The organism is Alphaproteobacteria bacterium HT1-32, assembly GCA_009649675.1.
Taxonomy (GTDB): Bacteria; Pseudomonadota; Alphaproteobacteria; order Rhodospirillales; family HT1-32; genus HT1-32.
This window is the reverse complement of record WJPL01000001.1, coordinates 755,235-776,081: the sequence shown is the minus strand read 5'-3', so window position 1 is coordinate 776,081 and position 20,847 is coordinate 755,235. Positions and strand designations below refer to the sequence as shown.

General features: G+C 58.4%; 21 protein-coding genes and 1 tRNA gene. 14 read left to right on the top strand and 8 right to left on the bottom strand.

Features of this window, described 5'->3' with window-relative positions:
* Positions 1–37 precede the first annotated feature (37 nt).
* From GH722_03690 to GH722_03675, 4 genes are all read left to right on the top strand, one after another.
* Complete coding sequence (locus GH722_03690) at positions 38–1,573, top strand: ImmA/IrrE family metallo-endopeptidase (GenBank protein MRG70858.1); 1,536 nt, start codon at positions 38–40, stop codon at positions 1,571–1,573.
* Positions 1,574–1,695: 122 nt separating this feature from the next.
* Entirely contained in the window at positions 1,696–2,112 is a 417-nt protein-coding gene (locus GH722_03685) for a response regulator (GenBank protein ID MRG70857.1), read from the top strand.
* The gene (locus tag GH722_03680; protein ID MRG70856.1) at positions 2,087–2,356 is read left to right on the top strand and encodes a hypothetical protein; all 270 of its coding nucleotides are present in this window, start codon (positions 2,087–2,089) and stop codon (positions 2,354–2,356) included. The genes GH722_03685 and GH722_03680 overlap by 26 nt, the downstream gene beginning before the upstream one ends.
* A gap of 3 nt (positions 2,357–2,359) precedes the next feature.
* Positions 2,360–5,107, top strand: coding sequence for a sodium:solute symporter (locus GH722_03675; protein MRG70855.1), 2,748 nt, complete (start codon positions 2,360–2,362; stop codon positions 5,105–5,107).
* 7 nt (positions 5,108–5,114) lie between these two features.
* Here the strand turns inward: GH722_03675 and GH722_03670 are convergent, their stop codons facing one another.
* Genes GH722_03670 through GH722_03655 form a run of 4 tightly spaced genes read right to left on the bottom strand, consistent with a single transcriptional unit; the run spans position 5,115 to position 9,138 of the window.
* The gene (locus tag GH722_03670; protein ID MRG70854.1) at positions 5,115–6,248 is read right to left on the bottom strand and encodes an alcohol dehydrogenase catalytic domain-containing protein; all 1,134 of its coding nucleotides are present in this window, start codon (positions 6,246–6,248) and stop codon (positions 5,115–5,117) included.
* Positions 6,249–6,304: 56 nt separating this feature from the next.
* A complete protein-coding gene (locus GH722_03665) occupies positions 6,305–7,465 on the bottom strand; it encodes a mandelate racemase/muconate lactonizing enzyme family protein (protein MRG70853.1) in 1,161 nt (386 codons plus the stop codon).
* Positions 7,466–7,487: 22 nt separating this feature from the next.
* Complete coding sequence (locus GH722_03660; protein ID MRG70852.1) at positions 7,488–8,225, bottom strand: TSUP family transporter; 738 nt, start codon at positions 8,223–8,225, stop codon at positions 7,488–7,490.
* A 1-nt stretch (position 8,226) separates the two neighbouring features.
* Complete coding sequence (locus GH722_03655; GenBank protein MRG70851.1) at positions 8,227–9,138, bottom strand: LysR family transcriptional regulator; 912 nt, start codon at positions 9,136–9,138, stop codon at positions 8,227–8,229.
* 172 nt (positions 9,139–9,310) lie between these two features.
* On the opposite strand from GH722_03655, the gene GH722_03650 reads away from it, so the two are divergent.
* The 3 genes from GH722_03650 (at position 9,311) to GH722_03640 (ending at position 12,384) form a co-directional block, all read left to right on the top strand.
* Positions 9,311–10,294: a tripartite tricarboxylate transporter substrate binding protein gene (locus tag GH722_03650; GenBank protein ID MRG70850.1), complete on the top strand. Its 984-nt coding sequence runs from the start codon at positions 9,311–9,313 to the stop codon at positions 10,292–10,294.
* 111 nt (positions 10,295–10,405) lie between these two features.
* Positions 10,406–10,879, top strand: a complete 474-nt coding sequence (locus tag GH722_03645) for a tripartite tricarboxylate transporter TctB family protein (GenBank protein ID MRG70849.1) — start codon at positions 10,406–10,408, stop codon at positions 10,877–10,879.
* The gene (locus tag GH722_03640) at positions 10,876–12,384 is read left to right on the top strand and encodes a C4-dicarboxylate ABC transporter permease (protein ID MRG70848.1); all 1,509 of its coding nucleotides are present in this window, start codon (positions 10,876–10,878) and stop codon (positions 12,382–12,384) included. The genes GH722_03645 and GH722_03640 overlap by 4 nt, the downstream gene beginning before the upstream one ends.
* A gap of 89 nt (positions 12,385–12,473) precedes the next feature.
* On the opposite strand, the gene GH722_03635 is transcribed toward GH722_03640, so the two are convergent.
* Entirely contained in the window at positions 12,474–13,178 is a 705-nt protein-coding gene (locus GH722_03635; GenBank protein MRG70847.1) for an SDR family oxidoreductase, read from the bottom strand.
* A gap of 109 nt (positions 13,179–13,287) precedes the next feature.
* Between GH722_03635 and GH722_03630 the strand changes: the two genes are divergently transcribed.
* Positions 13,288–14,166 (top strand): LysR family transcriptional regulator, encoded by an 879-nt coding sequence (locus GH722_03630; GenBank protein ID MRG70846.1) that lies wholly within the window; start codon positions 13,288–13,290, stop codon positions 14,164–14,166.
* 157 nt (positions 14,167–14,323) lie between these two features.
* On the opposite strand, the gene GH722_03625 is transcribed toward GH722_03630, so the two are convergent.
* A tRNA-Pro gene (locus tag GH722_03625) sits at positions 14,324–14,400 on the bottom strand.
* Positions 14,401–14,499: 99 nt separating this feature from the next.
* On the bottom strand, positions 14,500–15,402 hold the full coding sequence (locus GH722_03620) for a polyprenyl synthetase family protein (GenBank protein ID MRG70845.1): 903 nt from the start codon (positions 15,400–15,402) through the stop codon (positions 14,500–14,502).
* 217 nt (positions 15,403–15,619) lie between these two features.
* On the opposite strand from GH722_03620, the gene GH722_03615 reads away from it, so the two are divergent.
* From GH722_03615 to GH722_03600, 4 genes are all read left to right on the top strand, one after another.
* Positions 15,620–15,838 (top strand): DUF2007 domain-containing protein, encoded by a 219-nt coding sequence (locus tag GH722_03615; GenBank protein ID MRG70844.1) that lies wholly within the window; start codon positions 15,620–15,622, stop codon positions 15,836–15,838.
* Entirely contained in the window at positions 15,817–16,569 is a 753-nt protein-coding gene (locus GH722_03610) for a methyltransferase (protein MRG70843.1), read from the top strand. The genes GH722_03615 and GH722_03610 overlap by 22 nt, the downstream gene beginning before the upstream one ends.
* 90 nt (positions 16,570–16,659) lie before the next feature.
* Positions 16,660–17,166, top strand: coding sequence for a hypothetical protein (locus GH722_03605; protein MRG70842.1), 507 nt, complete (start codon positions 16,660–16,662; stop codon positions 17,164–17,166).
* 2 nt (positions 17,167–17,168) lie between these two features.
* On the top strand, positions 17,169–18,017 hold the full coding sequence (locus GH722_03600; protein ID MRG70841.1) for a S49 family peptidase: 849 nt from the start codon (positions 17,169–17,171) through the stop codon (positions 18,015–18,017).
* Between the two features lie 86 nt (positions 18,018–18,103).
* Here GH722_03600 and GH722_03595 read toward each other — a convergent pair whose 3' ends face one another.
* Positions 18,104–18,640: an inorganic diphosphatase gene (locus GH722_03595; protein MRG70840.1), complete on the bottom strand. Its 537-nt coding sequence runs from the start codon at positions 18,638–18,640 to the stop codon at positions 18,104–18,106.
* 133 nt (positions 18,641–18,773) lie between these two features.
* On the opposite strand from GH722_03595, the gene GH722_03590 reads away from it, so the two are divergent.
* Both GH722_03590 and GH722_03585 read left to right on the top strand, forming a co-directional pair.
* Positions 18,774–19,778 carry a lipopolysaccharide heptosyltransferase family protein gene (locus GH722_03590; GenBank protein MRG70839.1) on the top strand — a complete coding sequence of 335 codons (1,005 nt, stop codon included), beginning with the start codon at positions 18,774–18,776 and terminating at the stop codon, positions 19,776–19,778.
* A gap of 54 nt (positions 19,779–19,832) precedes the next feature.
* On the top strand, positions 19,833–20,828 hold the full coding sequence (locus tag GH722_03585) for a gfo/Idh/MocA family oxidoreductase (GenBank protein MRG70838.1): 996 nt from the start codon (positions 19,833–19,835) through the stop codon (positions 20,826–20,828).
* Positions 20,829–20,847 lie beyond the last annotated feature (19 nt).

The window sequence follows — 20,847 nt, the reverse complement described above, 5'->3', positions numbered from 1 at the left end:
ATTAACAGTTTTGCTGCAACTGCGAAATGGAGGGCTAATGGCCCGCTTTCCGATCGGCCAGAGAATTCGCCACCGGCGTATGGAAAACAGGATATCGCAGACCGCACTGGCGCAGGATGTCGGCATTTCTGCTGCCTATCTGAATCTGATCGAACATGACAAGCGGCAGATTGGTGGTGCCCTGCTGGGACGCATTGCCGCCTGTCTGGATATCGACCGCAGAGACCTGAGCGGAGAAGAAGAAGGCGAACTTATCCAGGAACTGGAGGCGATCCTCCGTGTTCAGGATCTGAAAGGTCTGGATGAAGATGCCGCCCGGGAAATGGTTGCCCGCAATGCAGACTGGGCAGAGGCCCTGATTATCCTGCATCGCCGTTACCGCAACATGTCGGAGCAGGCTTTGGCTCTGTCAGACCGGCTGGGACAGGACCCGTCACTGGTGGCACTCAGCCATGCCATCCTGACACAGATTACGTCGATCCGCTCATTCGCGGAAATTCTGCAGGATGTGGACGATCTTGAGCCGGCATCGCGCCAGCGGTTTTCCGGAATTATTGCATCGCAGAGTGATCAGCTCGGCTCGGATGCGCGGGCCATGATCGAGCTGCTCAGCGGAGACGGGGGACGACCGGAAGGAAGCTCTCCGGAAAAGGAGACTGATGATTTCATCATCTGGAACCGCAACTATTTCCCGGCGCTTGAAGAGGCGGTTGACCGGCTGCGGGGAGAGCTTGGCCAGCTTGATGAACGGCTGGGGGTCAGTATTGCCGACCGCCTGACCGAGCGGCATGGCATCACCCTGACATTCGGCAACAATGATCCGGCATTGCCGCCGAATGTGCTTAACCTCGATGAAAGTGCGCCCGAACCGACCCGGCGTTTTCGTCATGCCCGCCATCTCGCGGGTCTGGAGTTCGGGCCTCTGCTGGAAGAGCTGGTGCGTGATGAGCGGCTGACAAAGGAAGAGTCCCGCGACCGGGCAAGACATGCCCTGCAAAGCTATGCTGCGGCGGCGCTGCTGATGCCCTATGATGCGTTTTTCGAGGCGGCGGAATCCGAACGATACGATATCGAGCGGCTGGCCGGGCGCTTTCGCGGCAGTATCGAACAGGTCTCGCATCGGCTTGTCACGCTCCGCCGGCCCGGCAGTGAAGGTATTCCGTTCTCTTTCCTGCGGGTGGACCCTGCGGGCAATATTTCGAAACCTTTCAGCATCCCCGATCTTCGCATGCCGCGGTTTGGCGGGGCCTGCCCACTCTGGGCGCTATATGAGGCGCTGGGGTCGCCGGACAGAACCGTTGCGCAGATGGCAGAAATGCCCGGCGGCGACCGCTATCTTTTCATTGCCCGGCGGGTTTCCCGCCCGACGGACGGCTTTCGCAACCCGCCAACGGTCCATGCCATCATGCTGGGATGCGAAGCGGTGAACGCCAGCCGGACGGTTTATGGTGACGGGTTCCAGCGACCGGTGGTGAAGACGGGTTTCAATTGCCGGTCCTGTCCGCGGGAGAGATGTGGCCAGCGGGCCGTGCCGCCGATCAGGCGGGAGCCGTCACAGAAGTCTGCGGATTGACGTCAGCCCGTGACGCCGCCAATGTAGATGAAACAAATTCTCGCAGTTTACCGTGTCTGAGAAAGATGCCCGGAACGAACCGGGTGCGTGATCAGGGGTGACAGCGAAAGAGGGGAGGGGCCGTGGGTGACAGAATACTGATCGCCGAAGATGAGCCATTCATCGTTGAATCGCTGGACTTTCTGCTGTCGCGGGAAGGCTACGAAATCAGTTCGGTGAGTGATGGGGATATGGTTTGCGATACCATGCAGACGATCAGGCCGGTGCTGCTGATTCTGGATATCATGCTGCCGTCGGCTAATGGTTTCGATATCCTCCGGCGTCTTCGGTCTATACCCGAAACCAGTGCAATACCTGTGCTGGTGCTGACCGCGAAAGGTCAGGAGTCGGATCGTGTCCGGATGCAGAATCTTGGTGCAGACGGTTTCATGACAAAGCCATTTTCAAACCGGACGCTGGTGGAAGAGGTCCATAAGCTGACGGGCAGGAACAACGGTCAGGAACGGATGGAAGATGCCGGCAAGCAGACGCCTTCGTGATCTCGCCTTTCTGGTGCCGCTGGGCTGCCTGCTGCTGTTTATGCCGCCTTATATCGGCATTTTTGATCAGCCCCGTTTTCTGTTCGGCATTCCCGTGCTGCAAATCTTCATCTTCAGCGTCTGGCTGGTCGGCATTGTGATGACGGCTGTTATCGCGGCTCGTCACGCCCGGCATACCGACTGGCCCGAAGTACCGGACAGACGGCCTGATCCGCCGCCGGAGACCAGCACCGGAAAGGAATAGGGGATGCTCAACGGCGCCTTCATCGTCGTGATCGCAAGCCTTTATCTGGGCGGCCTGTTTCTGCTCGCCTATATCAGTGACCGGCGGGCGAAGCGTGGTGCGCGCGGGCTGATTAACTCGCCTGTCGTCTATACCCTGTCGCTGGCCGTTTACTGCACATCCTGGACATTTTACGGCGCTGTTGGCACGGCGGCGCGCAGCGGGCTTGAGTTCCTGACCATTTATCTTGGTCCGACACTGGTGCTGATGGCCTGGCCTTTTGCGCTGCGCAAACTGGTCCGGATATCGAATGCCCAGCGTATTACCTCCATCGCCGATTTCATTTCTGCACGCTATGGCAAAAGCAGTTCGATCTCTGTCCTTGTGACCCTGATCGCGCTGATCGGCATCACGCCCTACATTGCGCTGCAATTGAAAGCCGTTGCTGCCAGCTTTGATGCGCTGGGTGGCGGCTCGGGCTGGAATCCCAGTTCAGGGACGGAATGGACCCTGATCGGCGATACCGGCTTCTGGGTTGCTGTCTGCATGGCGACCTTTGTCATTCTGTTCGGTACCCGGAATCTGGGTGCGGATGAACATCATCCGGGCATCGTCGCGGCCATCGCCTTTGAGTCCTTCGTGAAACTTTTCAGTCTTGGTGCCATTGCGCTGTTTGCGACCTTTGGGCTGCATGACGGTTTTGCCGACCTGTTCGCCAAGGCGGCACAGAATGCGGATGCGTCTAAACTGTTCAGTTTTGCGGAAGGGTTTGAAGCCCGCTGGGTTGCCACCACTTTTCTGTCTGCGGCCGCAATCTTGTGTCTGCCGCGACAGTTTCAGGTGGCGGTCGTGGAAAATGGGAACGAGCGACATCTGGTAACGGCATCATGGCTGTTTCCGCTTTATCTGATGCTGGTCAGCCTGGCCGTGATTCCCATTGCGATATCCGGCCTGACCCTGTTGCCGGCCGGTTCAAACCCGGATCTGTTTGTGCTGAGCGTGCCCATGTCGGCAGGGCATGACGGGCTGGCCCTGTTTGCCTTCATCGGGGGATTGTCGGCAGCAACCTCGATGGTGATCGTCGCCTCCATCGCGCTTGCGATCATGATTTCCAACCATCTTGTCGCCCCCCTGCTGTTGCGGCTGCCATTCTACAGCGGACTGCGGCAGGGAAGTTTTTCGAATACCCTGCTGATGGTCCGGCGGATCAGCATCGTTGCCATTCTGACGCTCGGTTTCAGCTATTACCGGCTGACAGAGACCAGTAACCCGCTGGCTTCCATCGGTCTGATTTCATTCGCGGGTGTCGCTCAGTTTCTGCCAGCCCTGATTGGCGGTATCTACTGGCGCAATGCCACCAAGGCCGGAGCAAAGGCCGGGCTGATGGCTGGTTTTATCCTGTGGGGATATACGCTGCTGGCTCCCAGCATGGCCGGTGCCGGCTGGGCGTTTGTCGATATTACGGACCGAGGGCTGTTTGGCTGGATCATGCTTAAGCCGGATGCCCTGTTCGGCATGACCGGCTGGGATTCACTGGTTCACGGCCTGTTCTGGAGCATGACCGCGAATATCGGCCTTTATGTGATCGTCTCGATCTTTACGTCTGCCTCGCCACTGGAGCGGCTCCAGAGCGCGTTGTTTGTCGATGCCTTCCGGACCGGTGACAACGGTATGGAAGGGGCGTTGCAAAGGTCGGCAACGACAGATGATCTGGTCCGGCTGACCAGCCGGATACTGGGGCGGGAACGGGCGCATGAAATCTTCCGTGATTATGCGCTGCGTCAGGGGCGGGTTGATCCGCTGCCCCTGCCGGAACCGGCGCTGATCGCTCACGTTGAACGCCAGCTTGCCGGCAGCATCGGTGCGGCCTCGGCGCGGACCCTGATCAGCCGGGTGGCACAGGGTGAAACCATCACGCTTGATGCGGTCATCAACCTGCTGGATGAAACCCAGCAGGCAATCCGCTATTCCCGCGAGCTTGAACGCAAATCGAAGGAGCTGGAAGGCACGGCGGCAAAGCTGCGGCAGGCGAATGAGCAGCTAACCCGGCTCGACAAGATGAAGGATGATTTCCTCAGTCAGGTCAGCCATGAGTTGCGTACGCCCATGACCTCCATCCGGTCTTTTTCTGAAATACTTGTCTCCACAAAGAATCTTGAGGATGCGCAGGCCCGCCGGTTTATTGAGGTTATCCAGCATGAAAGTGAGCGGCTGACCCGGTTGCTGGATGAGATTCTGGAACTCAGCCGGCTGGAAAACGGTCAGCTGGAAGGCGTGTCCGTGCCGGTTGATGCGACGGCTGTGATCCGTAGTGCGATTGAGGCCATGCGTGGCCTGACACAGGGCAAGGGGGTTGCAGTTCGCGATGAACTGGGCACCGCCACGCTGATGGTACTGGGTGATCCGGACCGGCTGAAACAGGTCTGTATCAACCTGCTGTCCAACGCGGCGAAATTCGCCACGGGTACTGATCCGGAAGTCCGTATCAGCGTTGGTCGCTCCAGCGAAGGGTCGGCAACCGTCGAGGTTTATTTCCGCGATAATGGGCCGGGCATTCCGCCAGATGTTCGCGAGACTCTGTTCCAGAAATTTTCGCGGGGATGGAGCGCCAATTACAAGACGGATTCAGGCAGCGGTCTGGGGCTGGCAATCTCCAAGCGGATCATGCTGCTGATGAAGGGTGACCTGATCCTGACCGATACCGGTCCGGAGGGGACCTGTTTTGCAATCTGCCTGCTGCGCGCCGATGACACGGCCACCGGCGCGCAATAGCTGGTTATTATGGTACCAGAATCTGTCGGATCATTTCACCGGAAGCGAGGCGGTCAAAACCATCATTCATCTGGTCAAATCCGATCGTCCGGTCGATCAGGCGATCAACCGGCAACCGTCCCTGACGGTGCAGTTCAATAAACCGGGGGATGTCGCGTACCGGTACACAGGATCCCATATAGCTGCCGAGAATTGATTTCTCCTGCGACACAAGATCAGCCTGTTCGAACGAGAAGGGAGCGCCTGCCGGTGACAGCCCGGCCGTTACCAGCGCCCCGCCGCGAATCGTAATGGCATAACCGATTTCCATGGCTGCAACGACGCCGGCCAGATCAATGGCGAAATCGACGCCCCCGCCGGTCAGGTCCATGATCTTGGCCTTCAGTTCCGGGTCGTCGCCTTTGAAGGTATGGGTTGCACCCATTTCCATGGCGCGGGGGAATTTGCGTTCATCAAGATCGATGGCGATGATCTGTTCGGCACCGGCAAGCCGGGCCCCCATCACACCGCTCAGCCCGACGCCGCCAAGACCGATAATGGCGACCTTGTCACCGGGACGGATACGGGCGGTATTCATGACCGCACCGACGCCGGTCATCACGGCACAGCCGAAGACGGCCGCAGATTCCAGTGATACGTCGCGGTCGACAACGACCAGACTGCCCCGGTCCAGAACAGCATATTCCGCGAAGCAGGAGACGCCGGAATGGTGGGAAACCGGGTTGCCGTCGGCATCGCGGATGCGGGTGCCGCCACCCATCAGTTCACCTTTTGCTCCGGTGATCTTGGAGACCTGGCAGATTTGTGGGCGGCCTTCCATGCAGCGCCGGCAGCGCCCGCAGGAGGCCGAGAACTGGAATACCACGGGATCGCCGACCTTGATGTCCCGCAGGGCAGAACCGACTTCGACCACTTCGCCCGCGCCCTCGTGACCCATGGCCAGAGGAACCGGCTTTGCCCGCGTTCCGTTGATGACCGAGAGATCGGAATGGCAGAGCCCGGCACTGGCAATCTTCACCAGGGCTTCCGTCGGTCCCGGCGGGTCGAGGGTTACATCTTCCACCGAAAGCGGCATTGACTGGGCATAGGGGGCCGGTGCGCCTGTGCGGCGCAGGATGGTTGCTTTGCATCGGATGGACATATGTTTCCTCAGAGATGTTTTTGATTGTCAGATTTGAAGGGGTTTGGCCCGTGTTGTTACTGATGTCGGGTCAGGGACAGGGTTCGTAAGGGCTCCAGACTCTCCGGCAGGGTATCGATGCCGAGTCCGAGACCTTCATGGATATGGAATTCACCGTCACGGATACGGCTCCCGGCAGCGGCGAAATCATCGCGGAGCGGATTGATGTTGGCATCGACTTCCAGCATGCCATCTCCGCCGACAGCCGCCAGCATGTGCGCGGAGGCGACGAGGCCGATTCCACCACCGAGGAAGTGCGGGCAGAGCATACGGCCGGCCCTGATGGCCTGCTCGGAGACTTTGACGCAACCGGTGAAGCCGCCCCATTTCATGATGTCCGGCTGGATTACCGACAGGGAACCGGCAGAAATCGCTTCGTCGAAATCGCCGAAACCGGCAATGTTTTCACCGCCTGACAGGGGGATATTGCTGGCTTCGGCAAGCTTGCGCCAGTCTTCTGCGGGGGCGTCGGCACCGATGGCTTCTTCGAGCCAGCCAAGGCCGATATCTGCGGCGTCATGAACGAACTCGATGGCTTCCGTCAGGGTCCAGGCCTGATTGGCGTCACTCAGCAACTTTTCACCCGGCAGCAGGGTCGCTGCTGAACTGCGGAGTCCGTTCAGGTCTTCAACCTTGTCGAAACCGATCTTGACCTTGAAATTCTGATGCCCGGCAGTCCGCTGTTCGGGGATGGTCGCCGCACCGTCGCGAACATGGATGCCACTGGCATAGGCTGGCACCGAGACCCGGGCTTCCGGATTGAGGAAACAGCGCATCGACTTGCCAGCCTGACGGGCAAACAGGTCATGCAGGGCGATGTCCAGTCCGGCAATAACCTGTCTGAATGGTCCCCATTCGCCGCATTGCAGGGCACGGGTATGGGTGGCCTTTTCCAGCCGGTAAAACAGGTCGGACGGTTTCTCCACCGTGACACCGAGAACCAGGTCGGAGATATCTTCCATCAGCAGCCGCGCCCGGTGTTCTGCACCTGCCGCAGGCCAGTTGGCAAAAATTTCACCCCATCCGAAGGCCCCGGTTTTATCGGTGACGCGGACGAAAACAGCCGGCCGGTCGGTCATGACCCCGAAAGATGTGGATACAGGTCTGGGCGTGGGAGCCCGGAAGACATGTGCATCAAGCCGGTCGATGGTAACCGGGGCGACAGATTTCTCGCTCATGAGGAAGTTCCTTGTCGGTTGGTCAGATCAATTCGCGGGCAAGCAGAATAAGTCCGGAGAAAAGCATCAGCAGAATAAGCAGCCGCCGGAAAGTGTCATCTGCCAATTTGCCGAACAGCCAGATTCCGGTTCTGGCACTGATGGTTGTGACCGGGAACGCGATGGCGATGCTGAGCAGGGTGGCGGTGTCATAGGCACCCTTGAAGGCGAACAGAATGATCGTGATGCCCAGAATGATGACATTGAAGGGCTGGAGCAGGGCGCGCTGATCGGCCTTTGGCCAGGGCCGCATGGCGCACCACATGGTTGGCAGGGCACCGCACAGCCCGGCAGCGCCACCCAGAATGCCGCTGACAAAGCCGATGATGGAATCAATCACCCGGGTCTGGCGGTCAAAGGTCGGCAGCCCCCGGCGAAAGGCAAAGAACCCGCCATACAGGATCATGAAACTGGCGATGACGATTTTCAGAATCGCCGGATCAAGGACTTTCAGCAGTTCGAAACCCAGCGGTATGCCGACAATTGCAGGTAGCAGAAAACGCAGCAGACGCGGCCAGTTGATTGATTTTCGGACCAGAAAGACCCCCTGCGCGCCGCCGAGAACGGACATGGCCAGAACCATGGCAACAGCGTGGAGCGGCGACATGATCTGGAGCCAGAAACCGAGGGCGAACAATCCGGTGCCAAAACCGACGAGGCCGTTGATGAACCCTCCGGCTGCTGCACCGGCAGCCAGTAACAGAATATACTCGGGGGTCATGTCAGCTCCGTTTTGTCTTCGTCGCGCCGGTCTTGAATTCGCCCACTTCCACGGCGCGGAGAAGTTTTGCCTGCATGGCTTCAAGCACCCGGATGCGGACATTGTCCGGGCGCGATATCAGGCCCAGTTCGCGATACCAGACCCCGGGGTCGAGTGTAATTCGTTTGAGTGGCAGCGGATTAGCCGAGGCGACGCAGGTGCGGGGAGCAATCGAAACACCGAGATTGCCAAGCACCATGCTGGAGATTGCTTCCAGATTTTCAAGCTCCATGCTGTCCTGCACGATGATGCCCTTGGTTCGCAGCCAGTTTTCGATCATGCCGCCGACAACCGCGCTGCGGGAAAACCGGATAAAGGGGTTGGTGGACAGCAATTCAAAGGGATCGTTGCTTTCGGTCTTTACCGAGGCCAGCAGTTCCATGGGTTCATGGGCAATCGGTGACCAGTAATGCTCGGTCTGGAGTATCGGGGGTTTGGTGACAATGGCGGCATCAAGGGCGCCGCGGGCAACCTGCCGGGCGAGATCCGACGTCTCGCCGGGAACCACATAGACATGAATGTCAGGATAATCCTCGCGCAGCATGGAAATCGCGAAAGGGACAAGGCCGGTCAGGGTAGTGGGAACAGCGCCGATGGTGAACTTGCCCCGCAACCCTTCTTCACCGGCAATCGAAGGGACAATATTGTCATAGGCTGCAACAACTTCCCGTGCCCGGGCGACGGCAGCCTGTCCGGTGGATGTCAGCCTTGGTGTCCGGTGTGACCGGTCGAACAAAGCCAGCTGCCATTCTTCTTCCAGCGCCTTCATCTGCTGACTGACGGCAGCATGAGTCAGATATACGGAGTCTGCTGCTGAACTGAAGGTGCCGTGATCGGCCACCGCCACCAGCGTTTTCAGCATTCTTATCGACATTGGAGACGGATCCGCGGGTTGTGTAAATTTTTCTTACGGTAATTGTAATAGTTTGTGTCTGTCATGAAAGCAGACTTAAGATTAAGCTGCTTTCAGGATGGATTGGCAACAGGCCGTATTGCCTGTTTATAATCGGCCTGGAAAACAGACAGTTTTTAATAGGGAGGATTCAATGAAACGTATTCTGACAGGCGCGGTAAGCGCTCTGGCAATGACACTGACCGCAGCCACTGCAATGGCTGAGTATCCGGAACGTCCGATTACGATGGTGATTGCTTACGGTCCGGGCGGGGCTACGGATATTTCGGCGCGTACGATTGCCGAGCCGCTGGGCAAGGCTGTCGGCAGCCCGCTGGTGATGGTCAACCGTACGGGTGCCGGTGGTGCCACAGGTACGGTCTCGGTCGCGAATGCTCCGGGTGACGGTTACACCATGGTGTTTGCCCGTGTCGGTTCACACACCGTGAACCCGGCCATGAAGGCGACACTGCCGTACAAACTTTCCGATTTCCGTTTCGTTGGTGTTTATGAAATCAACCCTGTCGCCTGCGCAGTGAAGATGGATTCACCGATCAAGTCGATGGATGATCTGGCAGCTCAGGTAAAAGCCAATCCGGGCAAGATCAGCTACAGCTCCTCCGGTGTCGGCTCGCTCCTGCACATCGCCGGTGCCATGGCACTGAACCAGTTCGGTATTGAAAACCCGGTGAAGGACGCTGTGCACATTCCGCTGAAGGGTGGCGGCGCGGCAGCAACGGCAGTTCTCGCCGGTACGGCCACGTTCATTTGCACCAACACCTCGGCGCTGGCCAGTTTCGTTGCCAACAAGCAGCTTCGTCCGCTGATGGTCACGACGGCAGAGCCGGTCGTTGGCTTTGATGCGCCGACCTCGAAGGATCTGGGCAAGCCGGGTCTCGAAAAGCTGGTTGGCTGGACCGGTATTGCCGGCCCGGACGACATTTCCGACGATGTTGCGACCAAATGGCGCGGCTGGCTCGCCGAAACGGTGAAGGACAAGGGTTTCGTCGAGAAAATGGAATCCCGTGGTTCGGTTATCCGTCTGATGGATCCGGCTGAATCGCAGGCCTTTATCGAGGGACAGCTTGAAGTCTTCAACAAGCTGGTCACCGATCTCGGTATGCGGATCGAAAACTAAAAGACTGACGTTGTGTCTGGGGCGTGCCGGGAACCAACCTGGCGCGCCCCAGACATATAGCATATCGACTGATTCCTCGGGGGGAGTGAATTGGATACTCGTAGATCGCAGATGGGTATCGGCGGCGCTGCAATTGTCATCGCCGCTTTCCTGATTCTGTTCGCCATTCCACAGTGGGTGTCGACACCAAGTAATGTACAGAAACTCGTTCTGTCACCGTTGTTCTGGCCTTATATCGTCGCGGCCCTGATGGGGCTGATTGGTCTCGGCCTGGTGGCCAGATCACTGATGATGGCCCAGGCATCCTCTGACCAGCCTGGTACCGATTATGCGGAAGCCCGTTCCGCCAGCATGCGTCTTGTCGCTTTTGCCGTCATCATGGTGCTGTACATGCTGGCGATGAATACGCTCGGCATGGTCTGGTCCTCAATGCTGGCCTTTGTCGCGGTGGCCTTTCTGGTCAAGACACATCATCCGAAGACGGCCATTATTGCTGCCTTCATTGTTCCGCTGCTGCTGTATGCGTTCTTCGCGCATGTTGCCAGTGTCGCTATCCCTCAGGGTATTTTTGTGAGGCTTCCGTGAGTTTAACCGATAACCTGCTTAACGGTCTGGCGCTGGTTGGAAATCTGGAAAGCTTTCTGGCTCTTGCGGCCGGCGTGACGATTGGCGTTATTGCCGGGGCAATCCCGGGTCTGTCCGCCACCATGGCCGTGGCACTGACCCTGCCCTTTACTTTTGCAATGCAGCCGATCACCGGCATTCTGCTGCTGCTCGGCGTCTATAAAGGCGGTATTTTTGGCGGCAGCATTCCTGCCATCCTGATCAAGACACCGGGAACACCGGCCTCCAGCGCGACGGTGCTGGACGGTCATCCGATGGCGGAGAAGGGGCAGGCGGGCAAGGCGCTCGGCATGGCGCTTTATGCGTCCTGCACGGCGGATGTCATCTCGAATCTGTCGCTGATCCTGTTTGCCGGCTGGCTGGCAGCTTTTGCCCTGCAGTTCGGCCCGCCCGAATTCTTCACGCTCATGGTCTTTTCGCTGACCATCATCGGTGGGGTATCGGGCAACAGCCTGCTGCGCGGTACGCTGTCGGCATTGCTGGGACTGCTGCTGGCGACCATCGGCCTTGATCTGGTCTATGGCACCAACCGCTTCAACTTCAACGACCCGAACCTGATGGGTGGCCTGAACTTCATCGCCGTTCTTATCGGCCTGTTTGCCATTCCGGAACTGATCACCAAGGTCTGGAACCCGAAAGAAGGGGAAGGCCAGACCCGCCAGCTTGGCGGGAACTGGGTGACCTTTGCCGAATACAGGAAGTCACTGAAAACGATTGTCCGGGGCAGTTTCATCGGTGTGTTCCTCGGGGCTATTCCCGGTATCGGCGCAGCACCGGCCGCCTTTCTGTCCTACAGCGAGGCCCGCCGGAATTCAGACCATAAGGAAACTTTTGGCAAAGGCGAGATCGAGGGGGTTGCCGCCTCGGAGGCTGGCAATAACGGTGTCGCCGGGGCGACCCTGATCCCGCTGCTGGCGCTGGGTGTTCCGGGTGATGTTATCACCGCGATTATTATCGGCGCCTTCATGATCCACGGTCTTCAGCCGGGACCGATGATGTTCATTCAGAATTCGGACATCATCTATGGTCTGTTCATGGGTCTGATCATCAGTTCGGTGATTCTGTTCTTCGTCGGATCGGTCGCCATTCGCGGTTTCCGTTACATCGCAGATATTCCCCGCGGCATCCTGTTTCCGGGTGTGCTGGTTCTCTGCGTCTATGGCGTCTATGCGGTAAACAACAATGTCTTCGATATCGGTGTCATGTTCGTCATGGGCTGGGTCGGATATGCCATGCTGCGTCTCGACATTCCGCCGGCACCGTTTCTGATCGCCTTCATCCTCGGGCCGCTGCTGGAAGACAATTTCCGGCAGGCCATGCTGATGTCCGGCGGATCACCGGCGATTCTGTTCCGTGGCCCGATTACCTGGTTCTTCTGGGCCATGGCGATCATCACTATCTTTGCCATCGTCCGTACCGGTCTGCGGCGGGAAAAGGCAATTGTAGAAGGCGGATCGCAGGAATAGGTGAAGGGTCTCCGGGCTGGCCAGTCAGGTGCTGACCAGCCCGGGCATTCTCCGGAAACAGGCCGAAATGCCAGCGAATAAATTGCAGGCTAGACGGCGCGGGTCAGTCCGCCGTCAATCCGCAGATTCTGGCCGGTCATATAGGCGGCGCTGTCGGAAGCGAGATAGGAGATAAGGGCAGAGACTTCCTCAGCCTTGCCATAGCGTTCCATCGGAATGCGGGCACGGCGATCTTCCTTCTCCGGCAGACTGTCGATGAAGCCCGGCAGCACATTGTTCATGCGCAGATTGTCAGCCGCATAACGGTCGGCGAACAGCTTGGTAAAGCTGGCCAGTCCGGCACGAAAAACGCCGGATGTCGGAAACAGCGGGTCCGGTTCGAACACCGCGAAGGTCGAGATATTGATGATCGCGCCACCACCCTGGGCAATCATGATCGGGGTCACCAGCCGGGTCGGGCGAATGACGTTCAGCAGGTAAACCTCCATGCCGGTGTGCCAGTCTTCATCACTCAGGTCGAGAACCGGGCCTTTCGGTCCATGTCCGGCAGAATTGACCAGCACATCGACGCGGCCCCATTTCGCCATGGTGTCATCGACAAGGCGCTTCAGGTCATCCGGGTTACGGTTTGACCCTGTCACGCCGATGCCGCCCAGTTCCTTCGCCAGTGCTTCGCCTTTGCCGGACGAAGACAGGATGGCCGTATGAAAGCCGTCGTCAGCCAGTTTTCGGGCTGCTTCTGCACCCATGCCGCTACCGCCTGCGGTGATGATCGCTACTTTTGTTTTGCTCATTATCAGTCTCCGTTAATTCTGAGTGTCGGGATATTATGCCGACAGGGATGCCTTGACTAATCATGCTTCCTGACATGAGGGTGTAGAAAAACTACAGGCTCAGATACGGATGAACCGTCGTCAGACCAATCTCAACAGCCTTCGGATGTTCGATACAGCGGCTGGCCGGCTGAATTTCCGTCTGGCTGCCGAAGACCTGAATCTGACTCAGGGCGCTGTTGCGCAGCAGGTGAGAAATCTGGAATCTGACCTGGGGGTGAAGCTTTTTCTGCGCGAAGCGCGTGGCTTGAAACTGACCGATGAAGGGAAGCGATATCATCAGCAGATATCCCGGGCGCTGGCTCTCATTGATGCGGCAACCAGCGAATTGCGGCGGGTCGATTATGGTGTGACTTTGAGCCTCCCGCCCTCGCTGGCTTCAAAATGGCTGGTGCCCAGACTGGCTGGTTTCTCCCGATTGCATCCGGATATAGAAATCCGGACCGTGGCCAGCGTTGAGATTTCAACCTTTCGCAATGATGGTGTGGATATCGCTATCCGGCAGGGCCGCCTTCCGACAGGAGATGATTTGCAGATCGACAGGCTGGCACCTCTTGATCTGCGGGCCGTTTGCAGTCCGGATATGGCAAAGACAATGCACCCGGTCAGCAGTCTTGAAGATTTCTCGGACCTCAAATTGATTCAGGACGGGCATAATCACTGGAAAACGCTTTTTACAAAGGCAGGTCTGGCAGTCCCTGATCGTCTGGTTCAGTTCAATCAGACGGCGCTGGCGACCGAAGCCGCCGCGGGTGGGCAGGGTATTGCACTGTCCCCGCGGCTGTTGATCCAGTCTGATATCGAGGCAGGTAGGCTGGTTGATATATGGTGCCCCCCGGCTGAACCTGACACTGGCTTTTTCATTGTCCTGCCGACAGGGGGCGGTCGCAGGATGGTGGCCTGTGAAAAGGTCAGGGACTGGCTTCTGGCCGAGGTCAATGATGGCTGAACAATTAGTCTGTCGCGATCAGCAAGCCAGTGTCATCCGCAGTGAGATCAGCCCGGCGACACCTCCCGGGAGGTAATCGGTGAGGGGTCGGGAAATCACGATTTTCCTGATGGTGGAAGCAAAAAAGCCACCGGCTTGCACCGATGGCTTTTCTGATTGGTCGGAGTGAGAGGATTTGAACCTCCGGCCCCTGCCTCCCGAAGACAGTGCTCTACCAGGCTGAGCTACACTCCGGCACATAACCCCGCTTGCGCGGGTCGGGGCGGTTATATAACGCCAAGCCCGGAGCAGGGCAAGCAATGCACGCGGGCCCGGCGCAAAATTTTCTGACGGTCAGTGGGCCCGGCTGATACAGAAATCGACGATGTCGATCAGGGCTTTCTTGTAGTCGCTGTCCGGGAAGATGCCGAGAGCATCGCGGGCCATCGCGCCATAATGGCGTGCCCGGTCGATTGAATCGGTCAGCGCCCGGTGTTTGTCGATCAGCTGCATGGCGTGGTCGAGGTCTTCGTCCCGGATCTCCTGTTCTTCCAGCGTGCGCTTCCAGAAGGCCCGTTCGGTGTCGTCGCCCCGACGGAAGGCCAGCACCACAGGCAGGGTGATCTTGCCGTCACGGAAGTCGTCGCCGATGGCCTTGCCGAGGTCGGCCTGGCTGGCGGAATAGTCGAGCACGTCATCAATCAGCTGGAAGGCGATGCCGAGATTAAGTCCGTAAGCGCGCAGGGCCTCTTCCTCGACTGCGGGACGGTCGGCCACAACGGCGCCGATTTCGCAGGCCGCTGCAAACAGCGCGGCGGTTTTTGCGGTCACGACCTCAAGATAGGCGGCTTCACCGGTTTCGGTGTCGTTGGCGGTGATCAGCTGCAGCACTTCGCCTTCGGCAATGGTCGATGAGGCACTGGAGAGAATGCGCAGAACGTCGAGTGAGCCGTCTTCGACCATCAGCTCAAAGGCGCGGCTGAACAGAAAATCACCGACCAGCACACTGGCCTTGTTGCCCCAGATGGCATTGGCGGAATCCTGACCACGGCGCAGGGCGCTTTCATCCACCACATCATCATGCAGCAGGGTCGCGGTATGAATGAATTCGACACAGCTGGCGAGGCCGATATGACGTTCGCCTTCATAACCACAGAGCCGGGCGGCGGCGAGGGTCATCAGCGGACGCAGGCGTTTGCCGCCGGAGGCCACAATATGGCCGGCCAGTTGCGGGATCAGGGCCACCGGCGACTGCATGTTCTGCACAATCAGACGGTTAACGCCTTTCAGATCTTCCGCTACCAGCCCGTGAAGCTGGTCGAAAGCATCCTTTCCGTTATTCTCGTCGCGTTCCAGATTGACTACGATACCCACACTGATTGTCCCGGTTTTCTTGCATGACAGATACAGGCAGCATAGAAGCCCGAAAGAAGGGCGGCAACCGTGGCTGTCTTCTGCCGGAGGATATCAGGCGATGAAAGAGCTGTTACGGACCAACGATCCTGTCGAACTGTCCTTTGTGCAGGCCCTGCTGAAGGACTCGGGGATAGAAAGTATCGTCTTTGATCAGCATACCAGCATCATGGAGGGGAGCATCGGTGCAATTCCCCGTCGGATCATGGTCATTGACGAGGATCATCATCAGGCGACCCGCCTGCTGGAGAATGCCGGATGTCTGACGCCGAAGGAATAAGGGCGACGACGGAAGACCGGGTGCTGGATGGCAATGTCATTCTGCATCAGCCGGTCAGCGGCTATCGCGCGGCGATTGATCCGATCCTGCTGGCGGCGGCGGTGATGGCCCCGCCGGGTGCGCAGGTTCTGGATCTTGGCGCTGGCGTCGGGACGGCGTCGCTCTGCCTCAGTCATCGCCGGCCGGATCTGAAAATTGCGGCGCTGGAGCTTCAGCCCCCCCTTGCCGCCCTGGCTGAACGGAACGTCATGGAGAACCGGGCGGCAAACGTGACCGTCACCTGTGCCGATGTGTTCGCCCAGCCGCCTGCTTTCCCGTCGCAGAGTTTTGACCTGGTGATGAGCAATCCGCCTTACTGGCGGGCAGGCGATACCCGTCCGTCGCCGGATGATATCAAGCGACTGGCGACAGTTGAAGGTCCGGACGGGCTGCCAGGCTGGACCCGTGCAGCATCCAGACTGCTGCGCCCGGACGGGACTTTTGTGCTGATACACAGTGCCGAACGATTGCCGGATATTCTGTCCGCTGGAGATATCTGCGGGCTGAGGTCTGTTTCGGTTTTCCCTCTCTGGCCGAAACCGGGAAAGTCGGCGAAAAGGGTGATTGTTACGCTCCGCCGATCACTGAAGGCCGATCTGGAACTGCTGCCCGGGCTGGTTCTGCATCGTAATGGCGGTCATTACGGCGAAGCGACCGAACGGATTTTGCGGGGCGATTGCCCCTTGTTCTGAAAACCGGAATTTTGACGCCCGGGATTTCGACCCATATAGAGTGCACTGGACAGGATGGCAGGTCAGGGGATGTCTCAGACGGATTTGATTATGGCGGTGGCATCAATTGCTGCGGTCTTGCTGGCAGGATACTTCATTTACTATCTCGCATCAGTTGCGACAGATCTCTATCAGTTGAAGGTAGAGATTAAACGTGAGGTTGATGAACGTCTCCGGGTCGTGAAACAGGATGTGGAAACCCGAATTGTTGATCGGTCGAGATGGATTCGCGAGAATCTGCGGGAAGAGAATCAGCGCGGTCTGGGTGAATTGCGTGAACTGGTCGAAGGTGCTTTCAGCGAAACGGACAAGGATGTGGCTCAGTTGCGCGAACAGATCAGCGAACTGACGGCAAGGCTGGCTGTACTGGAAAATGAAGCACAAAGCAGACAGCTGACAGAGGATGAGGCACAGCCGGTTGCGGAAGTGCCGGTCCCGGTCAAAACACCTGCTGCTGAACAGGACATAAGCCTCGCTGATGACAAGGCCGGGACATTGAAGGAACAACCTGCGGCTGCCTCTGACGGGGCGCCGGTTCGTAAAATCAACAAAGGATAATCATGAAAAATCTTCTGTCGAAACTGCCTTTGCCGGCGTTCCTGAAACGTCGCCGTCCGCGTGTCATGGTGATCCGGCTTGCCGGGGTGATCGGACAGGCCGGCGCCATGCGCAAAGGACTGACTCTCGACAGTCTGTCTGAGGCAATCGGGAAGGCTTTTGCGTCTGAGAAAACGGCGGCTGTGGCGTTGCAGATCAATTCGCCCGGTGGCTCGCCGGTACAGTCTTCGCTGATACAGCGACGTATCCGGCAGCTGGCAGATGAAAAGAATATCCCTGTTTATGCCTTCGCAGAAGATGTCGCCGCGTCCGGCGGCTACTGGCTGGCCATGGCGGCAGACGAATTTTACGCCGATGCGGGTTCCATTGTCGGCTCAATCGGCGTCGTTTCTGCCGGTTTCGGTTTTGAGGAAGCCATCGCCAAACTGGGTATCGAGCGCCGGATGCACACTGCAGGTACCCGCAAGGCAATGCTGGACCCGTTCCAGAAGGAACGTCCGGCAGATGTGAAGAAGCTGAAAGAAATTCAGGCGGACCTGCATGGCCTGTTTCAGGAACTGGTGCAGGAAAGCCGTGGTGATCGTCTGAAGGGTGAAGCGAAAGATCTGTTCAGCGGTGATGTCTGGACGGGCCGTCAGGCGGTTGAACTGGGCCTGATTGACGGCCTCGGCGACCTCCGGACGGTCATGCGCGAAAAGTTTGGCAAAAAGGTTCGCTTTCAGGTGGTCAATGAACCGCGTGGCGGTCTGCGCCGGCTTTTTGGCGGTAGCGCCGGCCTGAACAGCGATCTTGCCGGGAATGTGCTGGCGACGCTGGAAGAACGTGCGCTCTGGAGCCGCTTCGGCCTTTAAGGCAGGGGTGGGAACATCTTCAAGACTGTCATCCCGGTTCTGGCCCGGGATGACAGTCTTTCAGGTAAACGGTCGCGGGGCCGGGATCAGTCGTCTTTCTGTCCGGCGCGTTCAATTGCCTTGCGGATCACGTCCTGGGCTTCTTCGGCTTCACCCCAGCGGGAAACCTTGACCCATTTGTCCCGCTCCAGATCTTTGTAATGCTCAAAGAAATGCGCGATCTGTTCGAGCTGGGTCGAGCGGACCTGGCGGTAGGAGGTCACGTCAGCATGATAGGGATGCAGCTTGTCATGCGGGACCAGCAGGACTTTCTCGTCCGGTCCGGCTTCATCTTCCATATACAGCACACCAATCGGGCGTGAACGCAGCACGGCACCGGGAATGACCGGCAGGGGGCCAAGCACCAGTCCGTCAACCGGGTCGCCGTCTTCCGACAGGGTGTGCGGGATAAAGCCGTAATTGGCCGGATAGAACATGGCGGTATGCAGGAAACGGTCGACATACATCGCGCCTGAGTCCTTATCGACTTCATATTTCACGGGATTTCCGCCGATGGGAATTTCGACGATGATATTTACGTCAAACGGAGGGTTTGCGCCGATAGGGATATTCTTGAGAATCATAATGCGGTTCCAGCCTGCTTCGGTATCTTCATTTGTGCGGCGCACAATAATTGTTGCGATGCAGAAGCACAATAGCATTTGCCTTGAGCCGGGTCTCCGACGTTAACTGCCCTTCATGCCGATGGATGAAAACATGAATGAAACAGCCCCGAAAACCATCATGGTCTATGTCGGGCTGGACCGTCTGGGCGACAGCCTGCTGAAACTGGCTTTTGTCCGGGGACTGCGGACGGCCTTTCCGGATGCACATATCACCTGGGTGGCGGGCAAGGATACCAGCCTGTTTGCGACGGTCTTTGCGCCGCTGGCGAAAGGGCTGATCGACGAGGTGATCGAGCGGGCCGGGATCGGCCTGTCCCCGGCAGAGTTGTTACGCCGGCCGCTCGGTGGCCGTGGCTTCGACATGATTATCGATACCCAGCGGGTTTTGCTGCCAACCCTGATGCTGTGGCGGATTCCGCATCGTCAGTTCATTTCACCCTCGGCCCGGTTTCTGTTGTCGTCGGTAAAGCCGCCGAAGGGATATCGTTTTCCGAAGCCGATGATGCATCAGCTGATGGACCTGCTCGAATTTGCCAGCGGATCCCGGTATGAGCCGCCAGCCAGTCTGGACCTTGCCCTGCCGGATGCCTGTGAGGCAGAAGCCCGGCGCCTGCTGCCGGAAGGTGGCGGGACTTATGTCGGTCTGGCACCGGGCGCAGGGGGGCGGCCAAAATGCTGGCCGCTCGACCGCTTCGTCGAACTGGCAAAAATTCAGGCAGAGCGGGGGCGTCAGCCCGTCTTTATTCTGGGGCCGCAGGAAAGTGACTGGATCGAACAGGTACAGCAGGGTGTGCCGACCGCATTATATCCTCTGCAGGACCCGGATATTCCGGACAATCTGCGCGGGGATCCCCTGCTGAGCATTGCCCTGGCAAAACGGCTGGCCCTGACCGTCAGCAACGATTCCGGCATCGGTCATATGATTGCTGCTGCCGGGACTCCTCTGATCTCCCTGTTCGGACCGACCAATCCGGAGAAGTTTCCGCCGATGACGCGGGCGCTGAAAATCATCCGTGCTCAGGATTTTGGCGGCGAGGTGATGGACGCCATCCCCCTTGCGGCAGTATCATCGGAAGCAGACAGACAGCTGGACTGATATCCGGCGTCACCATCGACTGACCTTTCGGTCACAAACACAGGATGAAGACATATGATCAATGCAGCCATCGTCGGCCTTGGCCGATGGGGACAGAAACTCGTCGATTCAGTACAGACCGCTGACGGACCGAAAGGCGACGCCATCAAGGTGACCCGCGCTGTCACCCGCACCCCCTCCAAGGTTGAGGATTACTGCAAGGGTCTCGGCATTACGCTGAGTGACCGTTATGAGGATGCGCTGGAAGACAGCAGCATTGATGCCGTGATTCTGGCCACCCCGCACAGCCAGCATGCCGATCAGATCGTCGCTGCTGCCGCAGCGGGCAAGCAGATCTTTGTCGAGAAACCGTTCACTCTGAACCGTGCCGACGCGGTCCGGGCGGCTGAAGCCTGTGCAAAGGCCGGTGTGGTCTGCGCTCTTGGTCACAACCGGCGTTTTCTGCCGGCGATGCAGGAAATCAGGCAGATGATCGATAGCGATACGCTGGGTCAGATGCTTCAGGTTGAAGCCAACTTTTCCGGCAATGGCGCGCTGCGCTACAAGGCCGATATGTGGCGTGCCAATGGTGCCGAGGAAAGCCCGGTTGGCGGCATGACCGGCATGGGTGTCCATATGATCGACAGTATGGTGATGATGTATGGCCATATCGAAGCTGTCCGCACGGTCAGCAAACGTCAGGTCGTTGAGGTCAACATGGATGACACCTCGGTCATCATGCTGGAATTCAGAAATGGCCGTCTTGGTACCCTGACCACACTGGCCGCAACCCAGCCGCTCTGGCGTATCCAGTTCATGGGTGTGAAGGGCTGGGTTCAACTCAGCCATCATACGAAGATGGAAAGCCTGATCGACGGTGTCGGCCGCAAGCAGCGCGATTTCGATGCAACGGATATCGAACGTGCCGAACTCGAAGCCTTCGCCGCTGCCGCCTCCGGCGGTGCAGCCTATCCGCTGCCGGTCGAAGATGCCGTCCATAACGCCGCCGTTCTGGAAGCCATCATTGCATCGGCCAAACAGAATGGTGAACGTGTCGTCGTCGCCGGCTGACGGAACAACTTCCCCCTGT